General features: G+C 67.6%; 20 protein-coding genes. 12 read left to right on the top strand and 8 right to left on the bottom strand.

The window, feature by feature from the left end:
• Positions 1 to 39 precede the first annotated feature (39 nt).
• Positions 40 to 339: a DUF2388 domain-containing protein gene (locus AC5P8U_RS07625; protein WP_065196996.1), complete on the top strand. Its 300-nt coding sequence runs from the start codon at positions 40 to 42 to the stop codon at positions 337 to 339.
• A gap of 40 nt (positions 340 to 379) precedes the next feature.
• On the top strand, positions 380 to 2176 hold the full coding sequence (locus AC5P8U_RS07630; RefSeq protein ID WP_072169006.1) for a DUF7844 domain-containing protein: 1797 nt from the start codon (positions 380 to 382) through the stop codon (positions 2174 to 2176).
• On the opposite strand, the gene AC5P8U_RS07635 is transcribed toward AC5P8U_RS07630, so the two are convergent.
• On the bottom strand, positions 2154 to 3230 hold the full coding sequence (locus tag AC5P8U_RS07635; RefSeq protein WP_072169005.1) for an ATP-binding protein: 1077 nt from the start codon (positions 3228 to 3230) through the stop codon (positions 2154 to 2156). The genes AC5P8U_RS07630 and AC5P8U_RS07635 overlap by 23 nt on opposite strands.
• On the bottom strand, positions 3230 to 3946 hold the full coding sequence (locus AC5P8U_RS07640; protein ID WP_005416361.1) for a response regulator: 717 nt from the start codon (positions 3944 to 3946) through the stop codon (positions 3230 to 3232). The genes AC5P8U_RS07635 and AC5P8U_RS07640 overlap by 1 nt, the downstream gene beginning before the upstream one ends.
• A gap of 129 nt (positions 3947 to 4075) precedes the next feature.
• Here AC5P8U_RS07640 and AC5P8U_RS07645 point away from each other — a divergent pair, with 129 nt between their 5' ends.
• The 4 genes from AC5P8U_RS07645 (at position 4076) to AC5P8U_RS07660 (ending at position 9559) form a co-directional block, all read left to right on the top strand.
• Positions 4076 to 5224: an efflux RND transporter periplasmic adaptor subunit gene (locus tag AC5P8U_RS07645; RefSeq protein WP_445391097.1), complete on the top strand. Its 1149-nt coding sequence runs from the start codon at positions 4076 to 4078 to the stop codon at positions 5222 to 5224.
• A 36-nt stretch (positions 5225 to 5260) separates the two neighbouring features.
• A complete protein-coding gene (locus AC5P8U_RS07650) occupies positions 5261 to 8410 on the top strand; it encodes a multidrug efflux RND transporter permease subunit (RefSeq protein WP_227837226.1) in 3150 nt (1049 codons plus the stop codon).
• Positions 8391 to 8783 carry a nuclear transport factor 2 family protein gene (locus AC5P8U_RS07655; RefSeq protein WP_069138645.1) on the top strand — a complete coding sequence of 131 codons (393 nt, stop codon included), beginning with the start codon at positions 8391 to 8393 and terminating at the stop codon, positions 8781 to 8783. The genes AC5P8U_RS07650 and AC5P8U_RS07655 overlap by 20 nt, the downstream gene beginning before the upstream one ends.
• Before the next feature lie 83 nt (positions 8784 to 8866).
• Positions 8867 to 9559, top strand: a complete 693-nt coding sequence (locus AC5P8U_RS07660; RefSeq protein WP_072169001.1) for a COG3650 family protein — start codon at positions 8867 to 8869, stop codon at positions 9557 to 9559.
• Positions 9560 to 9721: 162 nt separating this feature from the next.
• Here AC5P8U_RS07660 and yeiP read toward each other — a convergent pair whose 3' ends face one another.
• From yeiP to AC5P8U_RS07685, 5 genes are all read right to left on the bottom strand, one after another.
• A complete protein-coding gene (gene yeiP / locus AC5P8U_RS07665; RefSeq protein ID WP_005409468.1) occupies positions 9722 to 10288 on the bottom strand; it encodes an elongation factor P-like protein YeiP in 567 nt (188 codons plus the stop codon).
• A gap of 48 nt (positions 10289 to 10336) precedes the next feature.
• Complete coding sequence (locus tag AC5P8U_RS07670; protein ID WP_065196763.1) at positions 10337 to 11107, bottom strand: SDR family oxidoreductase; 771 nt, start codon at positions 11105 to 11107, stop codon at positions 10337 to 10339.
• A 100-nt stretch (positions 11108 to 11207) separates the two neighbouring features.
• Complete coding sequence (locus tag AC5P8U_RS07675) at positions 11208 to 12104, bottom strand: hydroxymethylglutaryl-CoA lyase (RefSeq protein WP_065177609.1); 897 nt, start codon at positions 12102 to 12104, stop codon at positions 11208 to 11210.
• A complete protein-coding gene (locus tag AC5P8U_RS07680; RefSeq protein ID WP_072169000.1) occupies positions 12101 to 12502 on the bottom strand; it encodes a VOC family protein in 402 nt (133 codons plus the stop codon). The genes AC5P8U_RS07675 and AC5P8U_RS07680 overlap by 4 nt, the downstream gene beginning before the upstream one ends.
• A 2-nt stretch (positions 12503 to 12504) precedes the next feature.
• The gene (locus tag AC5P8U_RS07685; protein ID WP_061479265.1) at positions 12505 to 13293 is read right to left on the bottom strand and encodes an enoyl-CoA hydratase/isomerase family protein; all 789 of its coding nucleotides are present in this window, start codon (positions 13291 to 13293) and stop codon (positions 12505 to 12507) included.
• 119 nt (positions 13294 to 13412) lie between these two features.
• Between AC5P8U_RS07685 and AC5P8U_RS07690 the strand changes: the two genes are divergently transcribed.
• Genes AC5P8U_RS07690 through AC5P8U_RS07700 form a run of 3 tightly spaced genes read left to right on the top strand, consistent with a single transcriptional unit; the run spans position 13413 to position 15774 of the window.
• Positions 13413 to 13667: a FeoA family protein gene (locus tag AC5P8U_RS07690; RefSeq protein WP_049464336.1), complete on the top strand. Its 255-nt coding sequence runs from the start codon at positions 13413 to 13415 to the stop codon at positions 13665 to 13667.
• On the top strand, positions 13664 to 15529 hold the full coding sequence (feoB, locus tag AC5P8U_RS07695) for a ferrous iron transporter B (protein ID WP_447897459.1): 1866 nt from the start codon (positions 13664 to 13666) through the stop codon (positions 15527 to 15529). Before AC5P8U_RS07690 ends, feoB begins: the two co-directional genes overlap by 4 nt.
• On the top strand, positions 15529 to 15774 hold the full coding sequence (locus AC5P8U_RS07700) for a DUF6587 family protein (RefSeq protein ID WP_065177612.1): 246 nt from the start codon (positions 15529 to 15531) through the stop codon (positions 15772 to 15774). Before feoB ends, AC5P8U_RS07700 begins: the two co-directional genes overlap by 1 nt.
• A 67-nt stretch (positions 15775 to 15841) precedes the next feature.
• On the opposite strand, the gene AC5P8U_RS07705 is transcribed toward AC5P8U_RS07700, so the two are convergent.
• On the bottom strand, positions 15842 to 16303 hold the full coding sequence (locus AC5P8U_RS07705) for a DUF4304 domain-containing protein (RefSeq protein WP_072168998.1): 462 nt from the start codon (positions 16301 to 16303) through the stop codon (positions 15842 to 15844).
• A 143-nt stretch (positions 16304 to 16446) separates the two neighbouring features.
• Between AC5P8U_RS07705 and dapB the strand changes: the two genes are divergently transcribed.
• From dapB to carB, 3 genes are all read left to right on the top strand, one after another.
• Positions 16447 to 17166 (top strand): 4-hydroxy-tetrahydrodipicolinate reductase, encoded by a 720-nt coding sequence (dapB, locus tag AC5P8U_RS07710; RefSeq protein WP_495214036.1) that lies wholly within the window; start codon positions 16447 to 16449, stop codon positions 17164 to 17166.
• 308 nt (positions 17167 to 17474) lie between these two features.
• A complete protein-coding gene (gene carA / locus AC5P8U_RS07715) occupies positions 17475 to 18602 on the top strand; it encodes a glutamine-hydrolyzing carbamoyl-phosphate synthase small subunit (RefSeq protein ID WP_111008333.1) in 1128 nt (375 codons plus the stop codon).
• 149 nt (positions 18603 to 18751) lie between these two features.
• Positions 18752 to 21994, top strand: a complete 3243-nt coding sequence (carB, locus tag AC5P8U_RS07720; RefSeq protein ID WP_188241349.1) for a carbamoyl-phosphate synthase large subunit — start codon at positions 18752 to 18754, stop codon at positions 21992 to 21994.
• The last annotated feature ends 6 nt before the right edge of the window (positions 21995 to 22000 follow it).

The raw sequence follows: 22000 nt of genomic DNA on the forward strand, positions 1-22000 counted from the left end.
CGTTACGCTCCACCCATCCTCACAACCGGCTTCGAACCGATGACCCGTCCGCTTCTGCTGCTCGCCCTGCTGTCCCTGCCGCTGGCCGGCTTTGCTTCCAGCTTCGCCGGCACCTCGGCCGGTTCTGCCACCGGTGCTTCCTCCGGCTCCTCGGGCAGCAGCTCGGGTGACGACAAGGTGGTGCTGGCCGCGCGCGACGATGCCGCTGCGTTCGTTGCCAGCGACGGCCAGATCCGTGGCGCCCGCCTGCAGGCCGCACTGGCCCACCTGCGTGAGCAGAGCGCCGCCGCGCAGCAGCAGAGCGACCTGGAACTGGCCCGCACACTGCTGGCGCGTTGATCCGGCCTTCGGGTAGTGCCGGCCGCTGGCCGGCAATTCCATGACATCTGCACGGAACGCCGCCACGCTTGGCGTGGCTCTACTGCTGACCGCCCACGTCGCGTCTGCAGCTGATCGCCTGCAGCTTGATCCGTCCGGTCTCGATCCGGCGCAGCAGCGGCTCGCCAGCCAGACCCTGGCCGACGTGCAGTCACTATTGCCGGACGGCCTGCTGGCTGCGTTGCCGGCGCAGGTACGGGTGCGCTGGACGGATGACCTGCCGGCCGATGTGCATGGCCGCACCTTCGCTGGCCGTATCGCGCTGCGCCGGAGTCTGCTGGGCGACAGTGCGCCGGGCGCCCGGCGCGCACGCCGCAGCGCGCTGGTACACGAACTGACGCACGTCGCCGACCGTGGCGGTGCGAACTGGTCGCAGAGCATGCGATGGCGTGACCTCGCGGGTTGGCAGCGCAAGCCCTGGCATCTCGGCCGTGGCGACAACGACTTCCGTGACCGCAGCCCCGATGCGTATGAACTGAAGGACCCGGCCGAGTACCTGGCAGTGAACGCCGAGCATTTCGTGCTCGACAGCGAGTTCGCCTGCCGGCGCCCGGCACTGGCGCGGTGGTACCAGGCCCATTTCGGAACCCCGCCATCGCTGCCGCAGTCGCACTGCGCGACCGCGTTGCCATTGCTGCAGGCCGAATCGGAAGAGGGGGCGGCATCGCTGCTGCAGCTCGACCCCGCGCGTGTCTACGCCGTGGATTACCTGTTCGCCGAAGGCAGCGCGCAGCCGATGAGCCGCTGGGGCCACAGCATGCTGCGATTGGTGATCTGCAGGCCCGGGCGCGCACCGGGGCCGGACTGCAGGCTGGATCTCGAACACCACCGCGTGCTGTCCTTCCGCGCGTTCGTGGGCGACGTGCAGATATCCAACTGGCGCGGCTTGACCGGCGGCTACCCGTCGCGGCTGTTCGTGCTGCCGCTGCAGCAGGTGGTGGACGAGTACACCAAGGTCGAACTGCGCGGCCTGCAGTCGCTGCCATTGCGGCTGCAGCGCGATGAGATCGCCAGCCTGCTCGAGCGCACCGCCCAGGTGCACTGGAGCTATGACGGGCGCTATTACTTCGTCAGCAACAACTGTGCGGTGGAGACCGCCAAGCTGCTGCAGGCCGGAGTGCCGCGGCTGGGCGAGGCCGGGCTGGCCCAGCTGAGCCCGCGCGGCCTCAAGCGCCGGCTGGCGCGGCTGGGGATGCTCGACGAGCGGGTACTCACGGACCGCAACGCCGCGCAGGCACAGGGCTATTACTTCGCTTCCGCGCGCGACCACTATCAGCAGTTGTTCACAGTGGCAGCGACCCAGCTGAGCTTGCCCGCGCGCGATGTGCGCGGCTGGTTGAAGCTGCCGGCAGAACAACGGGCACCGTGGTTGCTGAAGGGCGACCTGCGCGCCAGTGCCGGCCTGCTGTTGCTGGAACAGGCCGCACAGCGGCGTGCCGAGCTGCGGGCACGCGATGTGCTCAAGCGGCAGCTGCTGGCTGCTGCCAACAGCGCGGAAACCCGCAGCCTGCGCGGCCTGCTGGCGCAGAGTGGGCAGTGGTTGCGCCCGGGGACGCTGCTGCAGGACGGCGGCTATGGGTTGCCGCTGGGCGACGAGCAGGTACTGCTGTCTGCGGCCGTGGCCACTGCCAGTGCGCACGCGGTACCGGCATGGCAGGCATTGCGTGTGCAGCTTCGCCAGCAGTTGCCGGCGCAGCAGCGTGAGGAAATGGATGCGATCGACGCCAATCTGGCCGCGCTGGGAGCACACCTGCGCACGCAGGCCGCTGGTCCGGCTACTGGCGCGGCAGTTCGATGACGAAACGGCTGCCGCCGCAGCTGCCGGGCGTGCAGTAAGCATGGCCACCATGTGCATCGGCGATGGCCTTGACCACCGCCAGGCCGAGCCCGCTGCCACCGCCCTGGCGCGAACGTGAGCCGTCGGCGCGCATGAACGGAGTGAAGATGTCGGCATGCAGTCCGGGATCGATGCCCGGGCCTTCATCCTCGATGGCCACCTGCACATGGCCCGGCGTGTCATGCACGGCGATCCGCACCTTGCCTGGGCTGGCATAGCGACGCGCGTTTTCCAGCAGCGCCAGCAGCGCCTGGCGCAGGCGCGTGGGATCACAGTGCGCGTTGTGTTCCTCGCGGCTGGTTTCCAGTTCCAGCACGAAGCCCGCAGCGCGGAACTGCGGGTCGACCAGCGTCATCACCGAATGCACCTCGGCCACCACGTCGGTGCGTGCGCGACGCACGTCCAGCCGCGCATTGTCGGACAGGCTCAGCACGCGCAGATCTTCGATCAGTCGCGACAGCCCTTCGACCTGGGCGAGCAGGCTGCGGAACTGCGACTCGTCCGGCTGGAACACGCCCTCGGCCAGTCCCTGCAGGCGGCCGCGCAGGATCGTCACCGGAGTACGCAGCTCATGTGCGATGGCCGCATGCCACATCGCGCGCTCGCTCTCCATGTGCTGCAGGCGGCGCGCCATCGCATTGAAGTCCTCAACCAGGGTTGCCACTTCGCCCGGAGAATTCTCCTCGACGCTGGCGCGCGCCCCAAGGTCACCGCTGGCGAGCGCACGCACGCTGTCCACCAGCGAATTCAACGGCGACAGGATGCGGTGGGCGAGGCGGAACGAGGCGGCGATGGCCAGCGCCAGGCCGGTCAGGATCACGCCCACCATCCATGCCAGCTCCGGCCCGGTCGGCAGCCAGCTTTCCGGCTCTTCGGTACTTCCGGGGAAGAACTCGACCAGCACCGCGTACAGCAGCCACGACGACAGGATCATCATCACGATGACGCCGATCACCATCAGCGACATCGAGACGATGATGTGGCGGCTGAGCCCGGAACGGCGCAGTCGGGCCATCAGCGGTCAGCCATCAACCGGTAGCCGACGCCGCGCACACTGGCCGGAACATTGACCATGCCCACTTCGTCCAGCTTGCGGCGCAGCTTGCTGACATGGCTGTCGACAGTGCGCTCCAGCGCTTCGCTTTCCGGCAGGCATTCGTGCATCAGCTCGCTGCGGCTGAAGATGCGGGTCGGTGCCAGCGCCATGCAGTGCAGCAGCTTGAACTCGGTGAGCGTGAGCAGCACTTCGTGACTATAGCCTTCGCCCTCCACGTGCACGGCGTGGGTGGCCGAGTCGATCAGCAGCGGGCCGACGCGCAGCGCAGTGGGCGCGTCCACGCGCGAGGCGCGCAGCGTACGCCGCAGCACCGCGCGCACGCGCGCCGCCACCTCGGCCGGGTTGAACGGCTTGACCACGTAGTCGTCGGCACCCATGCGCAGCGCGGTCAGCTTGTCCAGGTCCTGGTCCAGCGCGGTCAGCATGATCACCGGCGTCTCACCACGCTGGCGCAGCTGGGTCAGCACGCTCCAGCCATCCAGGCGTGGCAGCTGTACATCGAGCAGGACCAGGTCGGGGCGGGCGCTGCGATGCAGGTCCAGTGCGCTATGGCCATCGGCCGCGCGCAGCGTGCGCAGTCCTTCGCGTTCCAGGTAGGCGCTGAGAATATCGGCGATCTCGGCCTCATCCTCGACGATCAGGACCAGGGCGGCGAGGGCGGGGGAGGCATGCATGCAGGGGCGGGGCCGTAAGGTGCTTGCCTCCATCGTATCTCCACAGTTCCTCCATCGAAACCCCATCATTGCCACGCACACTGCGCGCTTCAGAACCTATCCGCCGCCTGCGCGGCATTGTGCACAGCAATGAGAACCTTCAGGACTCCGGTCGCGTTGATCGCGGCCCTCGCCCTGGCCATGACGGCCTGCTCAACCCCCGAAGCCACTCCCGAAGCCGCACCGCGTGTCAGCGTGGTCACCGTCGGCCCGCAGGTGGTACAGCGCGATGACGAACTGCCCGGCCGCGTGGCTGCCGTGCGCACCGCACAGATCCGTGCCCAGGTGGGCGGCATCGTGCAGCGCCGCCTGTTCGACCAGGGCGCAGAAGTGAGCGCCGGCCAGGCCCTGTTCCAGATCGATCCGGCGGCGTTCCGTGCAGATGTTGATTCGGCACTGGCAGCCCTTCAGCGCAGCGAAGCGGCGCTGGGCCGCAGCCGCGTGCAGTCGCAGCGCCTGCATGCACTGGCCGCCGCACAGGCCGTCAGCCAGCAGCATCGCGACGATGCCAGTGCCGAGTACGAACAGGCCCGTGCCGCGGTGAACGAAGCGCGCGCGATCCTGGCCCGTCGCCAGCTTGACCTGCGCTATGCCACGGTCAGCGCGCCGATTGCCGGCCGCATCGACCAGGCGCTGGTGACCGAAGGCGCACTGGTGGGCGTGGCCGATGCCGAGCCGATGGCAGTGGTGCAGCAGATCGACCAGGTCTACGTCGATGTGCGCCAACCGGCGGCGCAGCTGGAGTCTCTGCAGCGCAGTGCCGCCGGTGGCGGCGAGCTGCCGGTGACGATCATCGGTGCCAGCGGCAAGCCACTGCCCGAACGCGGCCAACTGCTGTTCTCCGGCATCAATGTCGATGCGCGAACCGGTGATGTCATCCTGCGCATCCTGGTCGACAACCCGCAGCGACAGCTGCTGCCCGGCATGTACGTGCGCGCGAGGGTGCCACGTGGCGCGCCGGCCAGTGCATTGACCGTGCCACAGCAGGCGGTGCTGCGCAGCGCCGGTGGCCAGGCCTATGCCTGGGTGATCGGCGCCGACGGCAAGGCGGTGATCCGCACGCTGGAAGTGGACGGCAGTGTCGATCGCCAGTGGCTGGTGCGCACGGGCCTGAAGGCCGGCGAGAAGGTGGTGGTCGAGGGCCAGGAGCGCCTGCAGGAAGGCGTGGTGGTCGATGCGCGCGACTGGCAGATGCCGGTCGCCAGCGCCGGTGCAGTGCAGACCGGCAGCAAGGGCTGAGCCTGTTCCGGGCCGGTCCCTCCAGGAAAATCCAACATGGCACGTTTCTTCATCGATCGCCCGGTGTTCGCCTGGGTGCTGGCGATTTTCATCATCCTGGCCGGCGTGCTGGCGATCCCGCAGCTGGCGGTGGAGCGCTATCCAGCAGTCGCCCCGCCCAGCGTTAGCATCTATGCCAGCTACCCGGGTGCCAGCCCGCAGACGCTGAATGATGCCGTGGTTGGCCTGATCGAGCGCGAGCTGTCCAGCGTCAAGCACCTGCTGTACTTCGAGTCGTCGGTGGACACGTCCGGCGAAGCGTCGATCACTGCCACCTTCAAGCCCGGCACCAATCCGGAGCTGGCGCAGGTGGACGTGCAGAACCGGATCAAGGCGATCGAACCACGGCTGCCGCGCAGCGTGCGCCAGAATGGCCTGTTCGTGGAGGCCGCTGATTCCGGCTTCCTGATGCTGGTCGGCCTGCGTTCGCCCGATGCCAGCGTCAGCGAGGCCGCGCTGGGCGATTTCATGGCGCGCAACATCATCGAAGAGCTGCGCCGTATCGATGGCGTCGGCCGCGTGCAGTTGTTCGGTGCCGAGCAGGCGATGCGCGTGTGGCTGGACCCGACCCGGTTGACCGGCTACGGCTTGACCATGGGCGATGTGGCCGCCGCCATCGAGCAGCAGAACCTGGAGATTTCGCCAGGACGCATTGGTGATTCGCCGGGTGTTCCAGGCCAGCGCATCACCGTGCCGCTCAGTGCCGACGGCCAGTTGTCCACGCCGGAACAGTTCGCGGCGATCGTACTGCGTGCCGGCGCCGACGGTTCACGGGTGGTGCTGGGTGATGTCGCCCGCGTCGAGCTGGGCGCGCAGAGCTATGCCTGGGGCACCCGCGAGGACGGCCATCCAGCCACCGCCGCCGGCGTGCAGCTGCGCCCGGGCGCGAACGCGGTGCGTACCGCTGCGGCGGTGCGTGAGCGCATGGCTGAGCTGGCGCCGCTGCTGCCGCGCGGGGTGGAAGCGAGCATCCCGTTCGACACCGCGCCGTTCGTGAAGATCTCGATCCAGAAGGTGGTGCAGACCCTGCTGGAGGCGATGCTGCTGGTGTTCGCGGTGATGTACCTGTTCCTGCAGAACTGGCGTTACACGCTGATCCCGGCGCTGGTCGCACCGATCGCGCTGCTGGGTACGTTCGCGGTGATGCTGGCGCTGGGCTTCTCGATCAACGTGCTGACCATGTTCGGCATGGTGCTGGCCATCGGCATCATCGTCGACGACGCGATCGTGGTGGTCGAGGGCGTGGAGCGGATCATGGCCGAGGAGGGCCTGCCGCCGCGCGAGGCCACCATCAAGGCGATGCGTGAACTGACCGGCGCAGTGATCGGCATTACCCTGGTGCTGACCGCGGTGTTCATCCCGATGGCGTTCGCCAGCGGTTCGGTGGGCGCGATCTACCGTCAGTTCACCGTGGCGATGGCGGTGTCGATCCTGTTCTCGGCGCTGCTGGCCCTGAGCCTGACGCCGGCGCTGTGCGCGACCCTGCTGCGCCAGGCCAACCACGGCCATCACGGTCGCGGCGGGCTGTTCGGCGCCTTCAACCGGGGCTTCGAGCGGATGACCGGGCATTACCAGCGTGGTGTGGCGACGGTGCTGCAGCGGAGCGGGCGGGTGATGGGCGTGTTCGCCGCACTGGTGGCGGCGTTGCTGCTGGGCCTGCACTGGCTGCCGGGCGCATTCCTGCCGGAAGAAGACCAGGGCTATTTCATGACCTCGATCCAGCTGCCGGCCGAGGCGACGGCCGAGCGTACGCTGGCCGTGGTCGAAGCCTACGAACGGCACGTGGCCTCGCGTCCGGGCATCGGCTCCAACCAGTCGATCCTCGGCTACAGCTTTTCCGGTTCCGGCCCGAGTGCGGCGCTGACCTACACCATGCTGAAGGACTGGGGTGAGCGCGCAGGCGCAACCGCGGCCGGTGAGGTGGAGGCCGCGCAGCAGGCGATGGCCACGATTGCCGAGGGCGAGGTGATGAGCGTGATGCCGCCGGCCATCGACAGCCTGGGACGTTCGTCCGGCTTCTCGCTGGCGCTGCAGGCGCGCACCGGGCAGGGCCAGGCCGAACTGCGCGCGGCCCTGCAGCAGCTGCTGAAGCTGGCCGAAGCCAGCCCGCTGCTGTCGGAGGTGCATGCCGATGGCCTGCCGGCCGGCACCAGCGTGCGGCTGGACATCGACCGGGCCAAGGCCGAGGCAATGGGCGTGGGCTTCGAGCAGATCAGCAGCACGCTGTCGGCAGCCATGGGCTCGCAGTACGTCAACGACTTCCCCAACAAGGGACGGCTGCAGCAGGTGATCCTGCAGGCCGATGCGCCGCACCGGATGGAGCTGGAAGACGTGCTGAAGCTGTACGTGCGCAACAGCGAGGGCGGCATGGTGGCGTTGTCCGAGCTGGTCACCCCGCACTGGACCGAAGCGCCGTTGCAGCTTCAGCGCTATCTTGGCTTCCCGGCGCTGAACCTGTCCGGCGCCCCGGCCTCTGGCGTGTCGACCGGCCAGGCCATGGCGGAGATGGAGCGGTTGGCCGAAAAGCTGCCGTCCGGTTTTGCCCTGCAGTGGACCAGCCAGTCGCTGCAGGAGCGTGAGTCGGGGGCGCAGGCGCCGTGGCTGCTGTTGTTGTCGATGCTGGTGGTGTTCCTGGTGCTTGCCGCGCTGTACGAGAGCTGGTCGATTCCGTTGGCGGTGCTGCTGGTGGTGCCACTGGGCCTGCTTGGCGCGGTCGCCGCGGTGCTGTTGCGCGGCATGCCCAACGACGTGTTCTTCAAGGTCGGCATGATCACCGTGATCGGGCTGTCGGCGAAGAACGCGATCCTCATCGTCGAATTCGCGCGCCAGCTGCAGCAGCAGGGGCGCGGTCTGGTTGAAGCAGCGCTGGAGGCGGCGCGGCTGCGCCTGCGCCCGATCGTGATGACCTCGCTGGCGTTCGCGCTGGGCGTGGTGCCGCTGATGCTGGCGCAGGGCGCGTCGAAGGAAACCCAGCAGGCGATTGGAACCGGTGTGTTCGGCGGCATGGTCAGTGCGACCGTGCTGGCGGTGTTCTTCGTGCCGGTCTTCTATGTAGTGGTGCAGGGCGCGCGGCAGTGGATCGCGCAGCGCCTGCGCAGGCGCCGGCCGATGCCGGGAGGAACCGTGGATGGAACGGAACATCGTTGAAGATCTGCATGAGCAGCAGTTGTTGGCGCTGGAGCAGCGCCTGTGCGCAGCGCTGCTGGAGAACAATCACGATGCGTTGAACGCGCTGGTATCGCCAGCCTTGTTCATGATGGACGGCCACGGTGGCCGCATGCTCGATCTGCCGTGGCTGGGTGATTGGTTGGCGGGTAGCCTGCAGGTGCGAGGCCTGCAGCTGCACGCCGTTGAAACGCTGCTGTGTGGTCGGCTGGCACTGCTGTCCAGCAACGTGCGGATGTCGGTCTGGCAGCAGGGCCGCGAGCGCGAACTGAAGCTGCGCCTGTTGCGGGTCTGGACCTGCAGTTCCGGCGGCAGTGGCGCGCAGCTGCTGTCGATGGCGGTGCTGGCCGCATGAGTGCGGTCAGGCCGTTTTCAGGCCCCGCTCACCGCGAGGTGGTAGGGTCGAGCATTCCTGTAGTGTCGACAAGGAGTCGAGCCATGCGTGTAGTTCCCAGTCTGTTGGCAGCGTCCCTGGGGTTGGTCCTGGCCGCGTGCCAGCCGGCCCAGGCACCCGCGGCGGGCAGCAATGACGCCTCGCCTGCCACGCTGCAGCCGAGCGCCAACACGGAAGGTGGCAGCGAGACCGCCTACCAGTGTGGTGATCTGAGTGTGGGCGCGACCTTCAATGGCGAGGATGCTGCCACGCTGGTGATCGGCGAGCGTCGCTTCGCCATGACCTCCGAGCGCGCGGCATCCGGCGCCAAGTACAGCGATGGCCTTGGCAACAGCTTCTGGACCAAGGGCAGCGATGATGGCCTGCTGAGCCTGAAGGGCGAGCCGGATCGCGAGTGCCATGCGGTGGAAGCCACCGAAGGCGATGGCAGCGCCGGCAATGCCGCGTTCCGTGCCACCGGCAATGAACCTGGATGGCTAGCAGTCGTCGATGGCGATATGCCGGGCCTGCAGGTGGAAGTTGACTACGGCGAGCGCCGCTTTGACGTGGCCAGGCCCACCCAGGGCGCTGATGGATGGAGCGGCAAGGCGTCCGACGGCACCGACGTCAAGCTCAGCTTCCAGCGCACCACCTGCCAGGATGACATGAGCGGCGAGGCATTCGAGGCCAAGGCGATGCTGACTGTCGGTACCCGCCAGTACCATGGCTGCGGCAACTTCGGTGCGAAACAGCCGTAAGTTTCCTGTAGAGCCGAGCCCACGCTCGGCTGCAGCACCTGTCCAACCCACCGCAGCCGAGCGCGGGCTCGGCTCTACACAACTGCTGTCAGCGATGCGCCGCTTGCTGCCTGCGGCGAACTTGCCGCAGGCAGCGATCGGCAGACGATCGGCGCAGGGTGCTTAGTCGGCACGGCCGGCGAATTCGCCGGTGGCGGTGTTCACCAGCACGCGCTCGCCGTTGACGATGTACTCCGGCACCATGATCTCGATGCCGGTGTTGAGCTTGGCCGGCTTCGGGCGCTTGGTGGCGGTGCCACCCTTCAGTTCCGGCGGCGTCTCGATCACTTCCAGCACCACGGAGGCCGGCAGCTGGATCGCCACCGGCTGCTCGTCGATCACCTGCACGTAGATGCCGGTCAGGCCGTCGGTGATGTAACCGGCGTCGTCGCCGATCACGTCCGCGTCCAGGGTGTACGGGGTGTAGTCCTCGTCATCGAGGAACACGAAGGCATCGCCGTCCTTGTACGAATAGGTGGACTGGCGGCGCAGCAGTTCGACCTCGACCAGGTTGTCGTCGGCATCGAAGCTGGCGTCGAGCTTGTTGCCGCCCGGCACGCTGTACATGATGAAGCGGAAGCGGACGTTGCCGCCGCGACCCTGCGGCGAGCTGCGCTCGATGTCGCGGATCTGGTACACGCCGTTGTTGTACTCGACGACGTTGCCCTTCTTGATGTCGTTGGCTTTCATGGTGATCTAGGTCGTTGGGGGAGGGCGCCGTCCCGGCGCCCGGGGGAATCACTTCGGAGCGAGGCGGGTAGCGCCGTCCAGGCGGATGGTCTCGCCGTTGAGGTAGGTGTTGCCAAGGATGAAGCCGACCAGGCTGGCGAAGTCTTCCGGCTTGCCCAGGCGCGACGGGAACGGGATCGAGGCGGCCAGCGACTGCTGCACGGCTTCGGGCATGCCATCGACCATCGGCGTCCAGAACACGCCCGGGGCGATGGTATTGACGCGGATCCCGAAGCGCGACAGTTCGCGTGCCATCGGCAGCGTCATCGACACCACGCCGCCCTTGCTGGCGGCATAGGCGGCCTGGCCGATCTGGCCTTCATAGGCGGCGATGCTGGCGGTGTTGATGATCACCCCGCGCTCGCCATCGATGCCGGCCTCGTTGTGCTGCATGCGGTTGGCCGCGGCCTTGGCGACATTGAAGCTGCCGACCAGATTGACCATCACCGTGCCCTGGAAGCCGGCCAGCGGCATCGGGCCGTCCTTGCCCAGCACGCGGCCGGCGCCGAGGATGCCGGCGCAGTTCATTGCCACGTTCAGGCCGCCGAGGAAATCGTGGGCCTGGTCGATGGCCGCAGCCACGGCGGCCTCATCGCTGACGTTGACGTTGAAATAGCGGGCGTTGTCGGCACCCAGCCCGGCAACGGCGGTCGCACCCTTGTCGTCGTTGAGATCGAACAGGGCCACCTTGCCGCCCTGGGCGACGAGGTGCTGGGCCACGGCCAGGCCGAGGCCGGAGACGCCACCAGTGATCACGGCACGTACGGAAGACAGCTGCATTGAACGGTCCTGCAGGTTCGAGAACCGCCGATTCTAACGGAAGCCGCGACCGTCGCTGTTGTGCACTGCGCCGCCGCAGCAGGGCGGCGCAGTGCGGCGGTCAACCTGCGGCGGCCAGCGCCTGCCCGGTGCGGCTGGCGGTGGCGCGACCGAGCAGGCCGGCCAGCCAGCGGCCGGTCTCGGCCAGTGCCGGCAGGTCCACGCCGCTGTCCAGGCCCAGGCCCTGCAGCAGGTAGACCACGTCTTCGCTGGCCACATTGCCGCTGGCGCCCTTCGCATACGGGCAGCCACCGGCGCCGGAGACGGCACTGTCGACCACGCGCACGCCTTCTTCCAGGCAGGTGGCGATGTTGGCGATGGCCTGGCCGTAGGTGTCGTGGAAGTGCACGGCCAGTGCCGTCATCGGAATCTCGGCCGCCACCGCCTGCAGCATCGCCCGTGCCTTGCGCGGGGTGCCGACGCCGATGGTGTCGCCCAGCGAGATTTCGTAACAGCCCATCTGGTGCAGCGCGCGCGCCACGCGCACCACGTCGGCCAGCGGCACCTCGCCCTGGTAGGGGCAGCCGAGCACGGTGGAGACGTAGCCGCGCACGCGCACGCCATCGGCGGCGGCGCGGCGCAGGATGGGCTCGAACCGGGCGAGCGACTCGTCGATGCCGGCATTGGTATTGGTGCGGTTGAACGCCTCGGACGCGGCAGTGAACACCGCCACCTCCTCGACGCCGACCGCACGGGCGCGGTCGTAGCCCTGTTCGTTCGGTACCAGCACCGGGTAGTGGACACCCGGCCTGCGCTGGATGCCGGCATAGACCTCGGCGGCGTCGGCCAGTTGCGGGATCCACTTCGGGCTGACGAAGCTGGTCGCCTCGATGCTGCGCAGGCCGGTGGCCGACAGGCGGTTGATCAGTTCGATCTTGTCGGCGGTGGACACCGACTGCTTTTCGTTCTGCAGGCCGTCACGCGGGCCGACCTCGACGATGCGGACGTAATCGCTCATGCGGCTGCCCCATCGGCGGGGCGGTGGCAGACCGCTTCGATGTTGTTGCCGTCCGGGTCGAGCACGAAGGCCGCGTAGTAATCCGGGTGATACCACGGGCGCAGGCCCGGCGCGCCGTTGTCGCGGCCGCCGGCGGCGAGCGCGGCGGCATGGAAGGCATCCACCTGCGCACGGCTGGCGCAGGCGAAGGCCACGTGTACGCCGTGACTGGCGGTGCCGCCATTGCCGAGCCAGAAGAACGGCTTGCCGTCGCTGCCGAAGCCGACGTGGTCGTGGTCGCCGGTCTGTTCGGCGGTCACTTCCATCACCACGCCGATCTGCAGCGGCGCCAGTGCCTGCAGGAAGAAGGTCCTGCTGCGCGCCAGGTCGGCGCTGGTCAAACCAAGATGATCGAGCATGTTCAGGCTTCCGTGACCCAGTGGGGGGCGCGCTTGTCGAGGAAGGCGCCCAGGCCTTCCTGGCCCTCGGCGGAGACCCGCAGGCGCGCGATCAGGGCCGCATTATCGCGATCCAGTGCGTCGCGGTCATGGCTGTCGCGGACCTGCCGCACCAGCTGCTTGGCGGTGGACGAGGCGATCGGGCCGGCCTTGTCGAGCAGGGCCAGCTGGCGTTCCAGCGCCTCGTCCAGGCGCTCGGGTTCGACCAGTTGATGGACCAGGCCGATGCGCAGCGCGGTGTCGGCATCGAAGTGCTCGCCGGTGGCGAACCAGCGACGGGCCTGGCGCGGGCCGATGGCCTCGATCACGTAGGGCGAGATGACGGCGGGCAGCAGGCCCAGGCGGCTTTCGGTCAGGCCGAAGCGGGCCGCGGTGCTGGCGATGGCAATGTCGCAGCAGGCAACCAGGCCGACGCCGCCACCGAAGGCCGCGCCGTGGACCCGGGCCAGGGTCGGCTTGGGCAGCTCGTCCAGGGTGCGCATCAGCCGCGCCAGGGCAAGCGAGTCCTCGCGGTTGTCGGCCTCGCTGGCCGCGGCCATGCCACGCATCCACTGCATGTCGGCACCGGCCGAGAAGGAAGCGCCGTGACCGGCGACCACCACGGCCCGGACCGAATCATCGCCGCCGGCGGCTTCCAGTGCGGCAGTCAGCCGGGCGATCAGGCTGGCGTCAAAGGCGTTGTGCAGCTCCGGCCGGTTCAGCCAGAGGGTGAGGACAGCGCCACGGCGCTCGATCTGCAAAGCATCGTTCATGGGATTCCAGGGTCACTCCATACCTGTATGGATCATAGCGGGCCATTGGTCATGGGCCATGACGCGACGCGGGAATGTTAGAATCGAGAACCATTTACATCCAGCAGAGAACACGCTAGATGACGCTGTCCGAACTGCCGCTGCACACCTCGGCCGTGGTCGAGTCCGTGCAGGACCTGCATGCCAACGATGCCATTGCCCGCCGCCTGCGCGAGCTGGGTTTCGTGAATGGCGAGGAAGTACGCCTGGTGGCCAAGGGCCCGGTGGGGGGCGAGCCGCTGCTGGTGCAGGTCGGGTTCACCCGGTTCGCGCTGCGGATCAGTGAAGCCAAGCGCGTCGTGGTCGACGCCGTCAGTCAGGAACGACGCGCATGACCGCCATTGTCTCCGCCTCACCGCTGCGCATCGCGCTGGTCGGCAACCCCAACAGCGGCAAGACCGCGCTGTTCAACCAGCTGACCGGCAGCCGGCAGAAGGTCGCCAACTACACCGGCGTCACCGTCGAGCGCAAGGAAGGCCGCCTGCGTGCGCCGTCCGGCCGCGAATTCGCCGTGCTCGACCTGCCGGGCGCCTACAGCCTGCATCCGGCCAGCCTGGACGAGGCGATTACCCGTGACCTGTGCCGGGGCTTCTACCCGGGCGAAGCTGCGCCGGACGTGCTGCTGTGCGTGATCGACGCCACCAACCTGCGCCTGCACCTGCGCTTCGCGCTGGAGCTGCGTGAGCTGGGCAAGCCGATGGTGGTGGCGCTGAACATGGTCGATGCGGCCCAGCGCCGTGGCATCCAGGTGGACGTGGCCGCGCTGGAGCGCGAGCTGGGCGTACCGGTGGTGGAGACCGTGGCGGTGCGCAAGCAGGGTGCCAAGGCCCTGGTCGAGCGCCTCGATGCGATGGTGCCGCACCTGAATGCGCCGGTGCCGGGCCCGGAAGGTGGCATCGATTACCACGGCAAGGTGCGCGAGATCCTGTCGGTCGCCGTGCGGATGCCGGCGCGGACCGCGAAGATCGACGACGCGCTGGACCGCTGGCTGCTGCACCCGGTGTTCGGGCTGATCAGCCTTGCAGTGGTGATGTTCCTGATCTTCCAGGCGGTGTACGCCTGGGCGACGCCGTTGATGGATGGCATCGAGGCTGGCTTCGCCTGGCTCGGTGCTCTCGTTGGCAGCGTGTTGCCGGAGGGCCCCCTGGCCAGCCTGCTGACCGACGGCATCATCGCCGGCGTCGGTGGCGTGGTGGTGTTCCTGCCGCAGATCCTGATCCTGTTCTTCTTCATCCTGGTGCTGGAGGAATCCGGCTACCTGCCACGTGCGGCGTTCCTGCTCGACCGCATGATGGCCGCCGCCGGCCTGTCCGGCCGCTCATTCATCCCGCTGCTGTCCAGCTTCGCCTGCGCGGTGCCGGGCATCATGTCCACGCGCAGCATCCAGGACCCGCGTGACCGCCTGGCCACCATCCTGGTCGCACCGCTGATGACCTGCTCGGCGCGCCTGCCGGTGTACGCCCTGCTGATCGGTGCATTCATTCCGCAGAAGACGGTGTGGGGGGTATTCAACCAGCAGGGCCTGGTCCTGTTCGGCCTGTACGCCGCCGGCATCCTCAGTGCGCTGGCGATGTCGTGGATCATGAAGAAATGGCGCCGCGACAAGAGCGAGCATCCGCTGATGCTGGAGCTGCCGTCGTACCGCCTGCCACATGTGCGTGACCTGGCGGTGGGCCTGTATGAGCGCGGCATGATCTTCCTCAAGCGTGTCGGCGGCATCATCCTGGCGCTGACCATCCTGCTGTGGGTGCTGCTGTCGTTCCCGGCGGCCCCGGCCGATGCCACGATGCCGGCCATCGACTACAGCTACGCCGGCCGGATCGGCCATGCGATGGCGGTGTTCTTCGCACCGCTGGGCTTCAACTGGCAGATCTGCATCGCGCTGATCCCGGGCCTGGCCGCGCGTGAGGTGGCGGTATCTTCGCTGGCCACCGTGTATGCGCTGTCGGCCGCCGATGACGATGCCGCCAGCCAGGCGCTGACCCCGTTGATCAGCGATGGCTGGTCGCTGGCCACGGCCCTGTCGCTGCTGGTCTGGTACATCTACGCCCCGATGTGCATCTCGACGCTGGCGACCATCAAACGCGAGACCAACTCGTGGAAGCAGATGGGCTTTGCCGCGTTCTACCTGTTTGCCGCGGCTTACGTGGCCGCGCTGATCACCTATCAGGTGACCAAGGCGCTGGGAGGCGGCTGATGGATACCGGGCTGCTGATCCAGTACCTGATCATCGCGGTGGCCGTGCTGGTCAGTGCCTGGGTGGTACTGAAGAAGCAGTTCCCGGGTACCGTGCGCACGCTGCGCGGGGCCTTGGCGCTGGCCCTGCTGAAGCCGGGTCGCGCGGCCTGGCTGCAGGCGCTGGGGCGGAAGATCGCGCCGCCGGCCAGCGGTGGTGGCGGTGCCTGTGGGGGGTGCGACAGCTGCGGGCCGACCAAGAAGTAGCGTCCAGCCATGCTGGACCGCGGCTGTCCGGAGGGTGCGAACTTTCGACCCGCACGCTTTCCAGGGTTCAGACCTCTCTGCGGATGATCGCGCGGAAGTTCCCGTCCTGATTCAATCGCCGCACCGATTCGCGGTTTCCATGGGCTGCGGCGAAACCCGCCACGTCGGCCAGGGCATCGAGCAGCAGGGCCTTCAACGCGTCGCGGTTGCCGGCCTCCAGCAGATCTTCAAGGTCCTGCTGGATGAAGGTCCGGCGCAGGCCTGGCGTTTCTTCGATCCGCCAGTCGACATGGGGCGTGGGAATGCTGGAGCGGTACCGGAAAGCCGTTTCAAGATCGTCAGGCGCGAGGGGATACGCGAGCAGCTCTGGAAAGTAGAGTCCAGCATTCACATAGAAGCCCCGGCTTTCGCTGGCGCGCTGGTGATTAACGACAAGCAGGGCGGCATCCAGCAAGCGGTAGCGCGTGGTCGACGTCCCGGCATAACCGGTCTTCCTGGCGCATTTGCTGAAGACGGTCGAGGATTTCATGGGTTTTGCCCGGGCTGAGGGAAGGGCCACAGACTTGAAGGGGAGCATTGCCGCGTCCAGTGGCAAACCCGTCACCGCAGGGGCAAGCAGCATCGCAGCGATGGCGCTTGCCGGAGCGGGCGTGCTGCCGCTAGCCTGCAGGCATGAACCAGACTCCCCTGCGATTGCTCATTCACGGTGCCTCCGGGCGCATGGGCCAAGCCCTGCTGCGGCTGGTCGCCGAACATTCCGAAACCCTGCAGATCGTGGCCGCCGTGACCGGTCGCGCGCCGGCCCAGCGCGTAGTCGACGGCGTGCCGTTCTTCGCGGCCAGCGAACTGCCCGGTGCGCCGGTGTTCGACGTGGCCATTGACTTCAGCCTGCCGGAGGGCTTCGACCCGCTGCTGGCGCTGTGCGTGGATCGCGGGGCAGGACTGGTGTCGGGTACCACCGGCATTTCCAGCACGCAGCGCCAGGCGTTGGATGCGGCAGCGGCGAAGATCCCGCTGGTATGGGCCTCGAACTTCAGCCTGGGCGTGGCCGTACTGGACGAACTGGTGGAGCGCGCGGCGCAGGCGCTGGCCGGCTGGGACTGCGACATCGTCGAATCGCACCACACCCAGAAGAAGGACGCGCCATCGGGCACTGCACTGACCCTGGGCGCGGCCGCCCAGCGGGGTGGGGCGGAACCGCATTACGCCAGCCTGCGCGCCGGCGACATCGTCGGCGAGCACCTGGTGCAGTTCACCGGGCTGGGCGAGCGCATCGAGCTGGTACACCGGGCCACCAACCGCGACATCTTCGCCCGCGGCGCCCTGTTCGCCGCCCGCCAGCTGCAGGGCCGGGCCCCGGGCAGCTACCGGGTGCGGGACCTGCTGGCGTAAGGCGGTAGTGCCGGCCGCTGGCCGGCAACCTTGGGTGACGGGAGCCAATGGGGTTGCCGGCCAGCGGCCGGCACTACCGGGTGGCGGGTGCCGCATACCCGGCCGGATCGAAATGAATGCGCAATCGCCTGTTCATGAAGCGCGATAACCGCTGGCGCGAGCGCCCCGGCAGCGCTACAATTCGCACTCGCCGAATCACGAAAGCCGGACCGGTCCCAGACCGTACGTCCGCGCTTTTTTGCAACCGGATTTCCGTGAAGCGCAGGCGTGACTTCGGCAGCCCCCTCGGTAGCCAAAGTGAGATTCCCGTGACCCAAGCCGCAATCCTCGTCCTCGAAGACGGCACCGTATTCGAGGGCGAATCCGTAGGCGCGCCCGGCCTGTCCATCGGTGAGGTGGTGTTCAACACCGCCATGACCGGCTATCAGGAAGTGTTGACCGACCCGTCCTACGCCCGGCAGATGGTCACGCTGACCTATCCGCATATCGGCAACACCGGCATGACCGACCAGGACGACGAAGCGTCCAAGGTGTGGTCGGCCGGCCTGATCGTGCGCGACGTTCCGCGCCGCCCCAGCAACTGGCGCAGCCAGGTGTCGCTGCAGGACTGGCTGATCCAGCGTGGCGTGGTCGCCATCGCCGGCATCGACACCCGCAAGCTGACCCGCATCCTGCGCGAGAAGGGCGCGCAGAACGGTGCGCTGATGGCCGGCGACATCGACGTGGAAAAGGCACTGGAAGCCGCCCGCAAGTTCCCGGGGCTGAAGGGCATGGATCTGGCCAAGGTCGTCACTACCGAGAAGACCTACACCTGGACCGAGGGCCAGCTGGACCTGGATGCCAACGCCTTCGTCAGCGTGCCGGCCCGGTTCAAGGTCGTGGCCTACGACTTCGGCGTGAAGACCAACATCCTGCGCATGCTGGCCGAGCGCGGCTGCGAAGTGACCGTGGTGCCGGCGCAGACCCCGGCCGCCGAGGTGCTGGCACTGAAGCCGGACGGCGTGTTCCTGTCCAACGGCCCAGGTGACCCGGAGCCGTGCGACTACGCCATCGAAGCGATCAAGACCTTCATCGACGTGAAGGTCCCGACCTTCGGCATCTGCCTGGGCCACCAGCTGCTCGGCCTGGCCTCGGGCGCGCAGACCATGAAGATGGGCCACGGCCACCACGGTGCCAACCACCCGGTGCAGGACCTGGACAGCGGCCGGGTGATGATCACCTCGCAGAACCACGGTTTCGCGATCGACGAAGCAACCCTGCCGCCGACCCTGCGCGTGACCCACCGTTCGCTGTTCGACGGCACCAACCAGGGCGTCGCCCGCACCGACGTGCCGGCGTTCTCGTTCCAGGGCCACCCGGAAGCATCGCCGGGCCCGCACGACGTCGGTCCGCTGTTCGACCGTTTCGTGGCGCTGATGGAGCAGGCCAAGGCGTGATCAGTACGCCGCCGGCCCCCCGGTGGCGTCGCGATGGACCGTAAACCCCGCATCGCTGCCGCCACTGGCGCGGCGCTGCGGATCAAGATTCCTGATCGACAGCGTGCGATCACTCCCCCTTGTCACGCTGTACTGACTTAGAGAAGAAAATGCCCAAGCGCACTGACCTCAAGACCATCCTCATCATCGGTGCTGGCCCGATCGTCATCGGCCAGGCCTGCGAGTTCGACTACTCCGGTGCCCAGGCCTGCAAGGCCCTGCGTGACGAGGGTTACCGCGTGGTGCTGGTCAACAGCAACCCGGCCACGATCATGACCGACCCGGAGATGGCCGACGCCGTCTACATCGAGCCGATCAACTGGCAGACGGTCGAGAAGATCATCGCCAAGGAAAAGCCCGATGCGCTGCTGCCGACCATGGGTGGCCAGACCGCGCTGAACTGCGCGCTGGACCTGGCCGACAACGGCGTGCTGGAGAAGTACAACGTCGAGCTGATCGGCGCCAAGCGCGAAGCGATCCGCATGGCCGAAGACCGCGAGCTGTTCCGCGTGGCCATGGGTGAGATCGGCCTGGAGTGCCCGACCGCCGCCGTCGCCCACACCCTGGACGAAGCGCTGGAAATCCAGACCCGCGTCGGCTATCCGACCATCATCCGCCCCAGCTTCACCCTGGGCGGCAGCGGTGGCGGCATCGCCTACAACCGCGAAGAGCTGGTCGAGATCGTCAGCCGCGGCCTGGAGCTGTCGCCGACCACCGAAGTGCTGGTGGAAGAGTCGGTGCTGGGCTGGAAGGAATTCGAGATGGAAGTGGTCCGCGATACCGCGGACAACTGCATCATCGTCTGCTCGATCGAGAACCTGGATCCGATGGGCGTGCACACCGGTGACTCGATCACCGTGGCGCCGGCGCAGACCCTGACCGACAAGGAGTATCAGCGCCTGCGCGATGCCTCCATCGCCGTGCTGCGCAAGATCGGCGTCGACACCGGCGGCTCGAACGTGCAGTTCGGCATCAACCCGAAGACCGGCCGCGTGGTCGTCATCGAGATGAACCCGCGTGTGTCGCGTTCCTCGGCGCTGGCCTCCAAGGCCACCGGCTTCCCGATCGCCAAGGTCGCCGCCAAGCTGGCCGTGGGTTACACCCTGGACGAACTGAAGAACGAAATCACCGGTGGCCTGACCCCGGCCTCGTTCGAGCCGTCGATCGACTACGTCGTCACCAAGATCCCGCGCTTCGCCTTCGAGAAGTTCCCGGCCGCCGATGCCCGCTTGACCACCCAGATGAAGTCGGTGGGCGAGGTGATGGCGATGGGCCGCACCTTCCAGGAGTCGGTGCAGAAGGCCCTGCGTGGCCTGGAAACCGGCAAGGTCGGCTTCGACCCGACCGGTCTGGACCTGGGCAACGAAGACGACCTGCAGACCCTGCGTCGCGAGCTGAAGGCGCCGGGCCCGGAGCGCCTGTTCTATGTGGCCGATGCGTTCCGCGCCGGCATGAGCGTGGAAGAGATCTATGCACTGTCATTCATCGATCACTGGTTCCTGGACCAGATCGAGGAAATCATCGCGGCGGAAGGCGAAGTCGCCGCCGGTGGCATCGACGCACTGGACGCTGCACGCCTGCGCAAGCTGAAGCGCGCTGGCTTCTCCGACGCGCGCCTGGCGCAGCTGACCGGCACCAACGAAGCCGCCATCCGCGCGCTGCGTCGTGCGCACAAGGTGCGCCCGGTCTACAAGCGCGTGGACTCCTGTGCCGGTGAATTCTCCACCGGTACCGCCTACCTGTACTCGACCTACGAGGACGAGTGCGAGGCCGCGCCGAGCAACCGCGACAAGATCATGATCCTGGGCGGTGGCCCGAACCGCATCGGCCAGGGCATCGAGTTCGACTACTGCTGCGTGCACGCGGCGCTGGCGCTGCGCGAGGATGGCTATGAAACCATCATGGTCAACTGCAACCCGGAAACCGTGTCGACCGACTACGACACCTCCGACCGCCTGTACTTCGAGCCGCTGACCCTGGAAGACGTGCTGGAGATCGTCGAACTGGAACAGCCGAAGGGCGTGATCGTGCAGTACGGCGGCCAGACCCCGCTGAAGCTGGCGCGCGCGCTGGAAGCCAACGGCGTGCCGGTGATCGGCACCAGCCCGGACTCGATCGACCTGGCCGAAGACCGCGAGCGCTTCCAGCAGCTGGTCGACACGCTGGGGCTGAAGCAGCCGCCGAACCGCATCGCCCGCAATGATCAGGAAGCCCTGCTGCTGGCCCGCGAGATCGGCTACCCGCTGGTGGTGCGCCCGAGCTACGTGCTGGGCGGCCGTGCCATGGAAATCGTCTACGGCGAAGCCGACCTGGCCCGCTACGTGCGCGACGCGGTGAAGGTGTCCAACGATTCGCCGGTGCTGCTGGACCGCTTCCTCGACAACGCCGTGGAGTGCGACGTCGACATCATCGCCGACAAGGATGGCAACGTCCTGATCGGTGGCGTGATGGAGCACATCGAAGAAGCCGGCGTGCACTCGGGCGATTCCTCCTGCTCGCTGCCGCCGTACTCGCTGTCGGCTGAAACCCAGGCCGAACTGCGCCGCCAGGTGGTGGAGCTGGCCAAGGCCCTGAACGTGGTCGGCCTGATGAACACCCAGTTCGCGATCCAGACCAGCGACGAAGGTGCCGACACCATCTACCTGCTGGAAGTGAACCCGCGTGCCTCGCGCACCGTGCCGTTCGTGTCCAAGGCCACCGGCATGCCGCTGGCCAAGATCGCCGCCCGCTGCATGGCTGGCAAGACGCTGGCCGAGCAGGGCGCGACCAAGGAAATCGTGCCGGACTACTACTCGGTGAAGGAAGCGATCTTCCCGTTCGCCAAGTTCCAGGGCGTCGACCCGATCCTCGGGCCGGAGATGCGCTCCACCGGTGAGGTGATGGGCGTGGGCCGCAGCTTCAACGCCGCCTTCGCGCGTGCGCAGGAAGCCGGCGGCATCAAGGCACCGCCGGTCGGCAAGGCCTTCGTTTCGGTCCGCGATCCGGACAAGAAGCGCGTGCTGCCGGTGGCCAAGGCGCTGCTGGCGCGTGGCTACAGTCTGGTCGCGACGCGTGGCACCGCCGCGTGGCTGCAGCAGCACGGCATGGACTGCGAGATCATCAACAAGGTGGTCGAAGGCCGTCCGCACATCGTCGACTCGATCAAGAACGGCGAGATCGTCTACATCGTCAACACGACCGAAGGTCGTTCGGCGATCAACGACTCGTTCTCGATCCGTCGCGAGGCGCTGCAGCATCGCGTCACCTACTCGACCACCATTGCCGGCGCCAAGGCGCTGGTGGATTCACTGGAATTCCGCGGCACCGGCCCCGTCTGGTCGCTGCAGGAGCTGCACAAGGAGTTGAATGCATGAGAGCCC

It is taken from the genome of Stenotrophomonas sp. YJH_SMC_81 (assembly GCF_059370875.1).

Coding starts and splice junctions, on each gene's coding strand:
- AC5P8U_RS07625 (WP_065196996.1), top strand. CDS start 40: ATGACCCGTCCGCTTCTGCTGCTCGCCCTGCTGTCCCTGCCGCTGGCC.
- AC5P8U_RS07630 (WP_072169006.1), top strand. CDS start 380: ATGACATCTGCACGGAACGCCGCCACGCTTGGCGTGGCTCTACTGCTG.
- AC5P8U_RS07635 (WP_072169005.1), bottom strand. CDS start 3,230: ATGGCCCGACTGCGCCGTTCCGGGCTCAGCCGCCACATCATCGTCTCG.
- AC5P8U_RS07640 (WP_005416361.1), bottom strand. CDS start 3,946: ATGCATGCCTCCCCCGCCCTCGCCGCCCTGGTCCTGATCGTCGAGGAT.
- AC5P8U_RS07645 (WP_445391097.1), top strand. CDS start 4,076: ATGAGAACCTTCAGGACTCCGGTCGCGTTGATCGCGGCCCTCGCCCTG.
- AC5P8U_RS07650 (WP_227837226.1), top strand. CDS start 5,261: ATGGCACGTTTCTTCATCGATCGCCCGGTGTTCGCCTGGGTGCTGGCG.
- AC5P8U_RS07655 (WP_069138645.1), top strand. CDS start 8,391: ATGGAACGGAACATCGTTGAAGATCTGCATGAGCAGCAGTTGTTGGCG.
- AC5P8U_RS07660 (WP_072169001.1), top strand. CDS start 8,867: ATGCGTGTAGTTCCCAGTCTGTTGGCAGCGTCCCTGGGGTTGGTCCTG.
- yeiP (WP_005409468.1), bottom strand. CDS start 10,288: ATGAAAGCCAACGACATCAAGAAGGGCAACGTCGTCGAGTACAACAAC.
- AC5P8U_RS07670 (WP_065196763.1), bottom strand. CDS start 11,107: ATGCAGCTGTCTTCCGTACGTGCCGTGATCACTGGTGGCGTCTCCGGC.
- AC5P8U_RS07675 (WP_065177609.1), bottom strand. CDS start 12,104: ATGAGCGATTACGTCCGCATCGTCGAGGTCGGCCCGCGTGACGGCCTG.
- AC5P8U_RS07680 (WP_072169000.1), bottom strand. CDS start 12,502: ATGCTCGATCATCTTGGTTTGACCAGCGCCGACCTGGCGCGCAGCAGG.
- AC5P8U_RS07685 (WP_061479265.1), bottom strand. CDS start 13,293: ATGAACGATGCTTTGCAGATCGAGCGCCGTGGCGCTGTCCTCACCCTC.
- AC5P8U_RS07690 (WP_049464336.1), top strand. CDS start 13,413: ATGACGCTGTCCGAACTGCCGCTGCACACCTCGGCCGTGGTCGAGTCC.
- feoB (WP_447897459.1), top strand. CDS start 13,664: ATGACCGCCATTGTCTCCGCCTCACCGCTGCGCATCGCGCTGGTCGGC.
- AC5P8U_RS07700 (WP_065177612.1), top strand. CDS start 15,529: ATGGATACCGGGCTGCTGATCCAGTACCTGATCATCGCGGTGGCCGTG.
- AC5P8U_RS07705 (WP_072168998.1), bottom strand. CDS start 16,303: ATGAAATCCTCGACCGTCTTCAGCAAATGCGCCAGGAAGACCGGTTAT.
- dapB (WP_495214036.1), top strand. CDS start 16,447: ATGAACCAGACTCCCCTGCGATTGCTCATTCACGGTGCCTCCGGGCGC.
- carB (WP_188241349.1), top strand. CDS start 18,752: ATGCCCAAGCGCACTGACCTCAAGACCATCCTCATCATCGGTGCTGGC.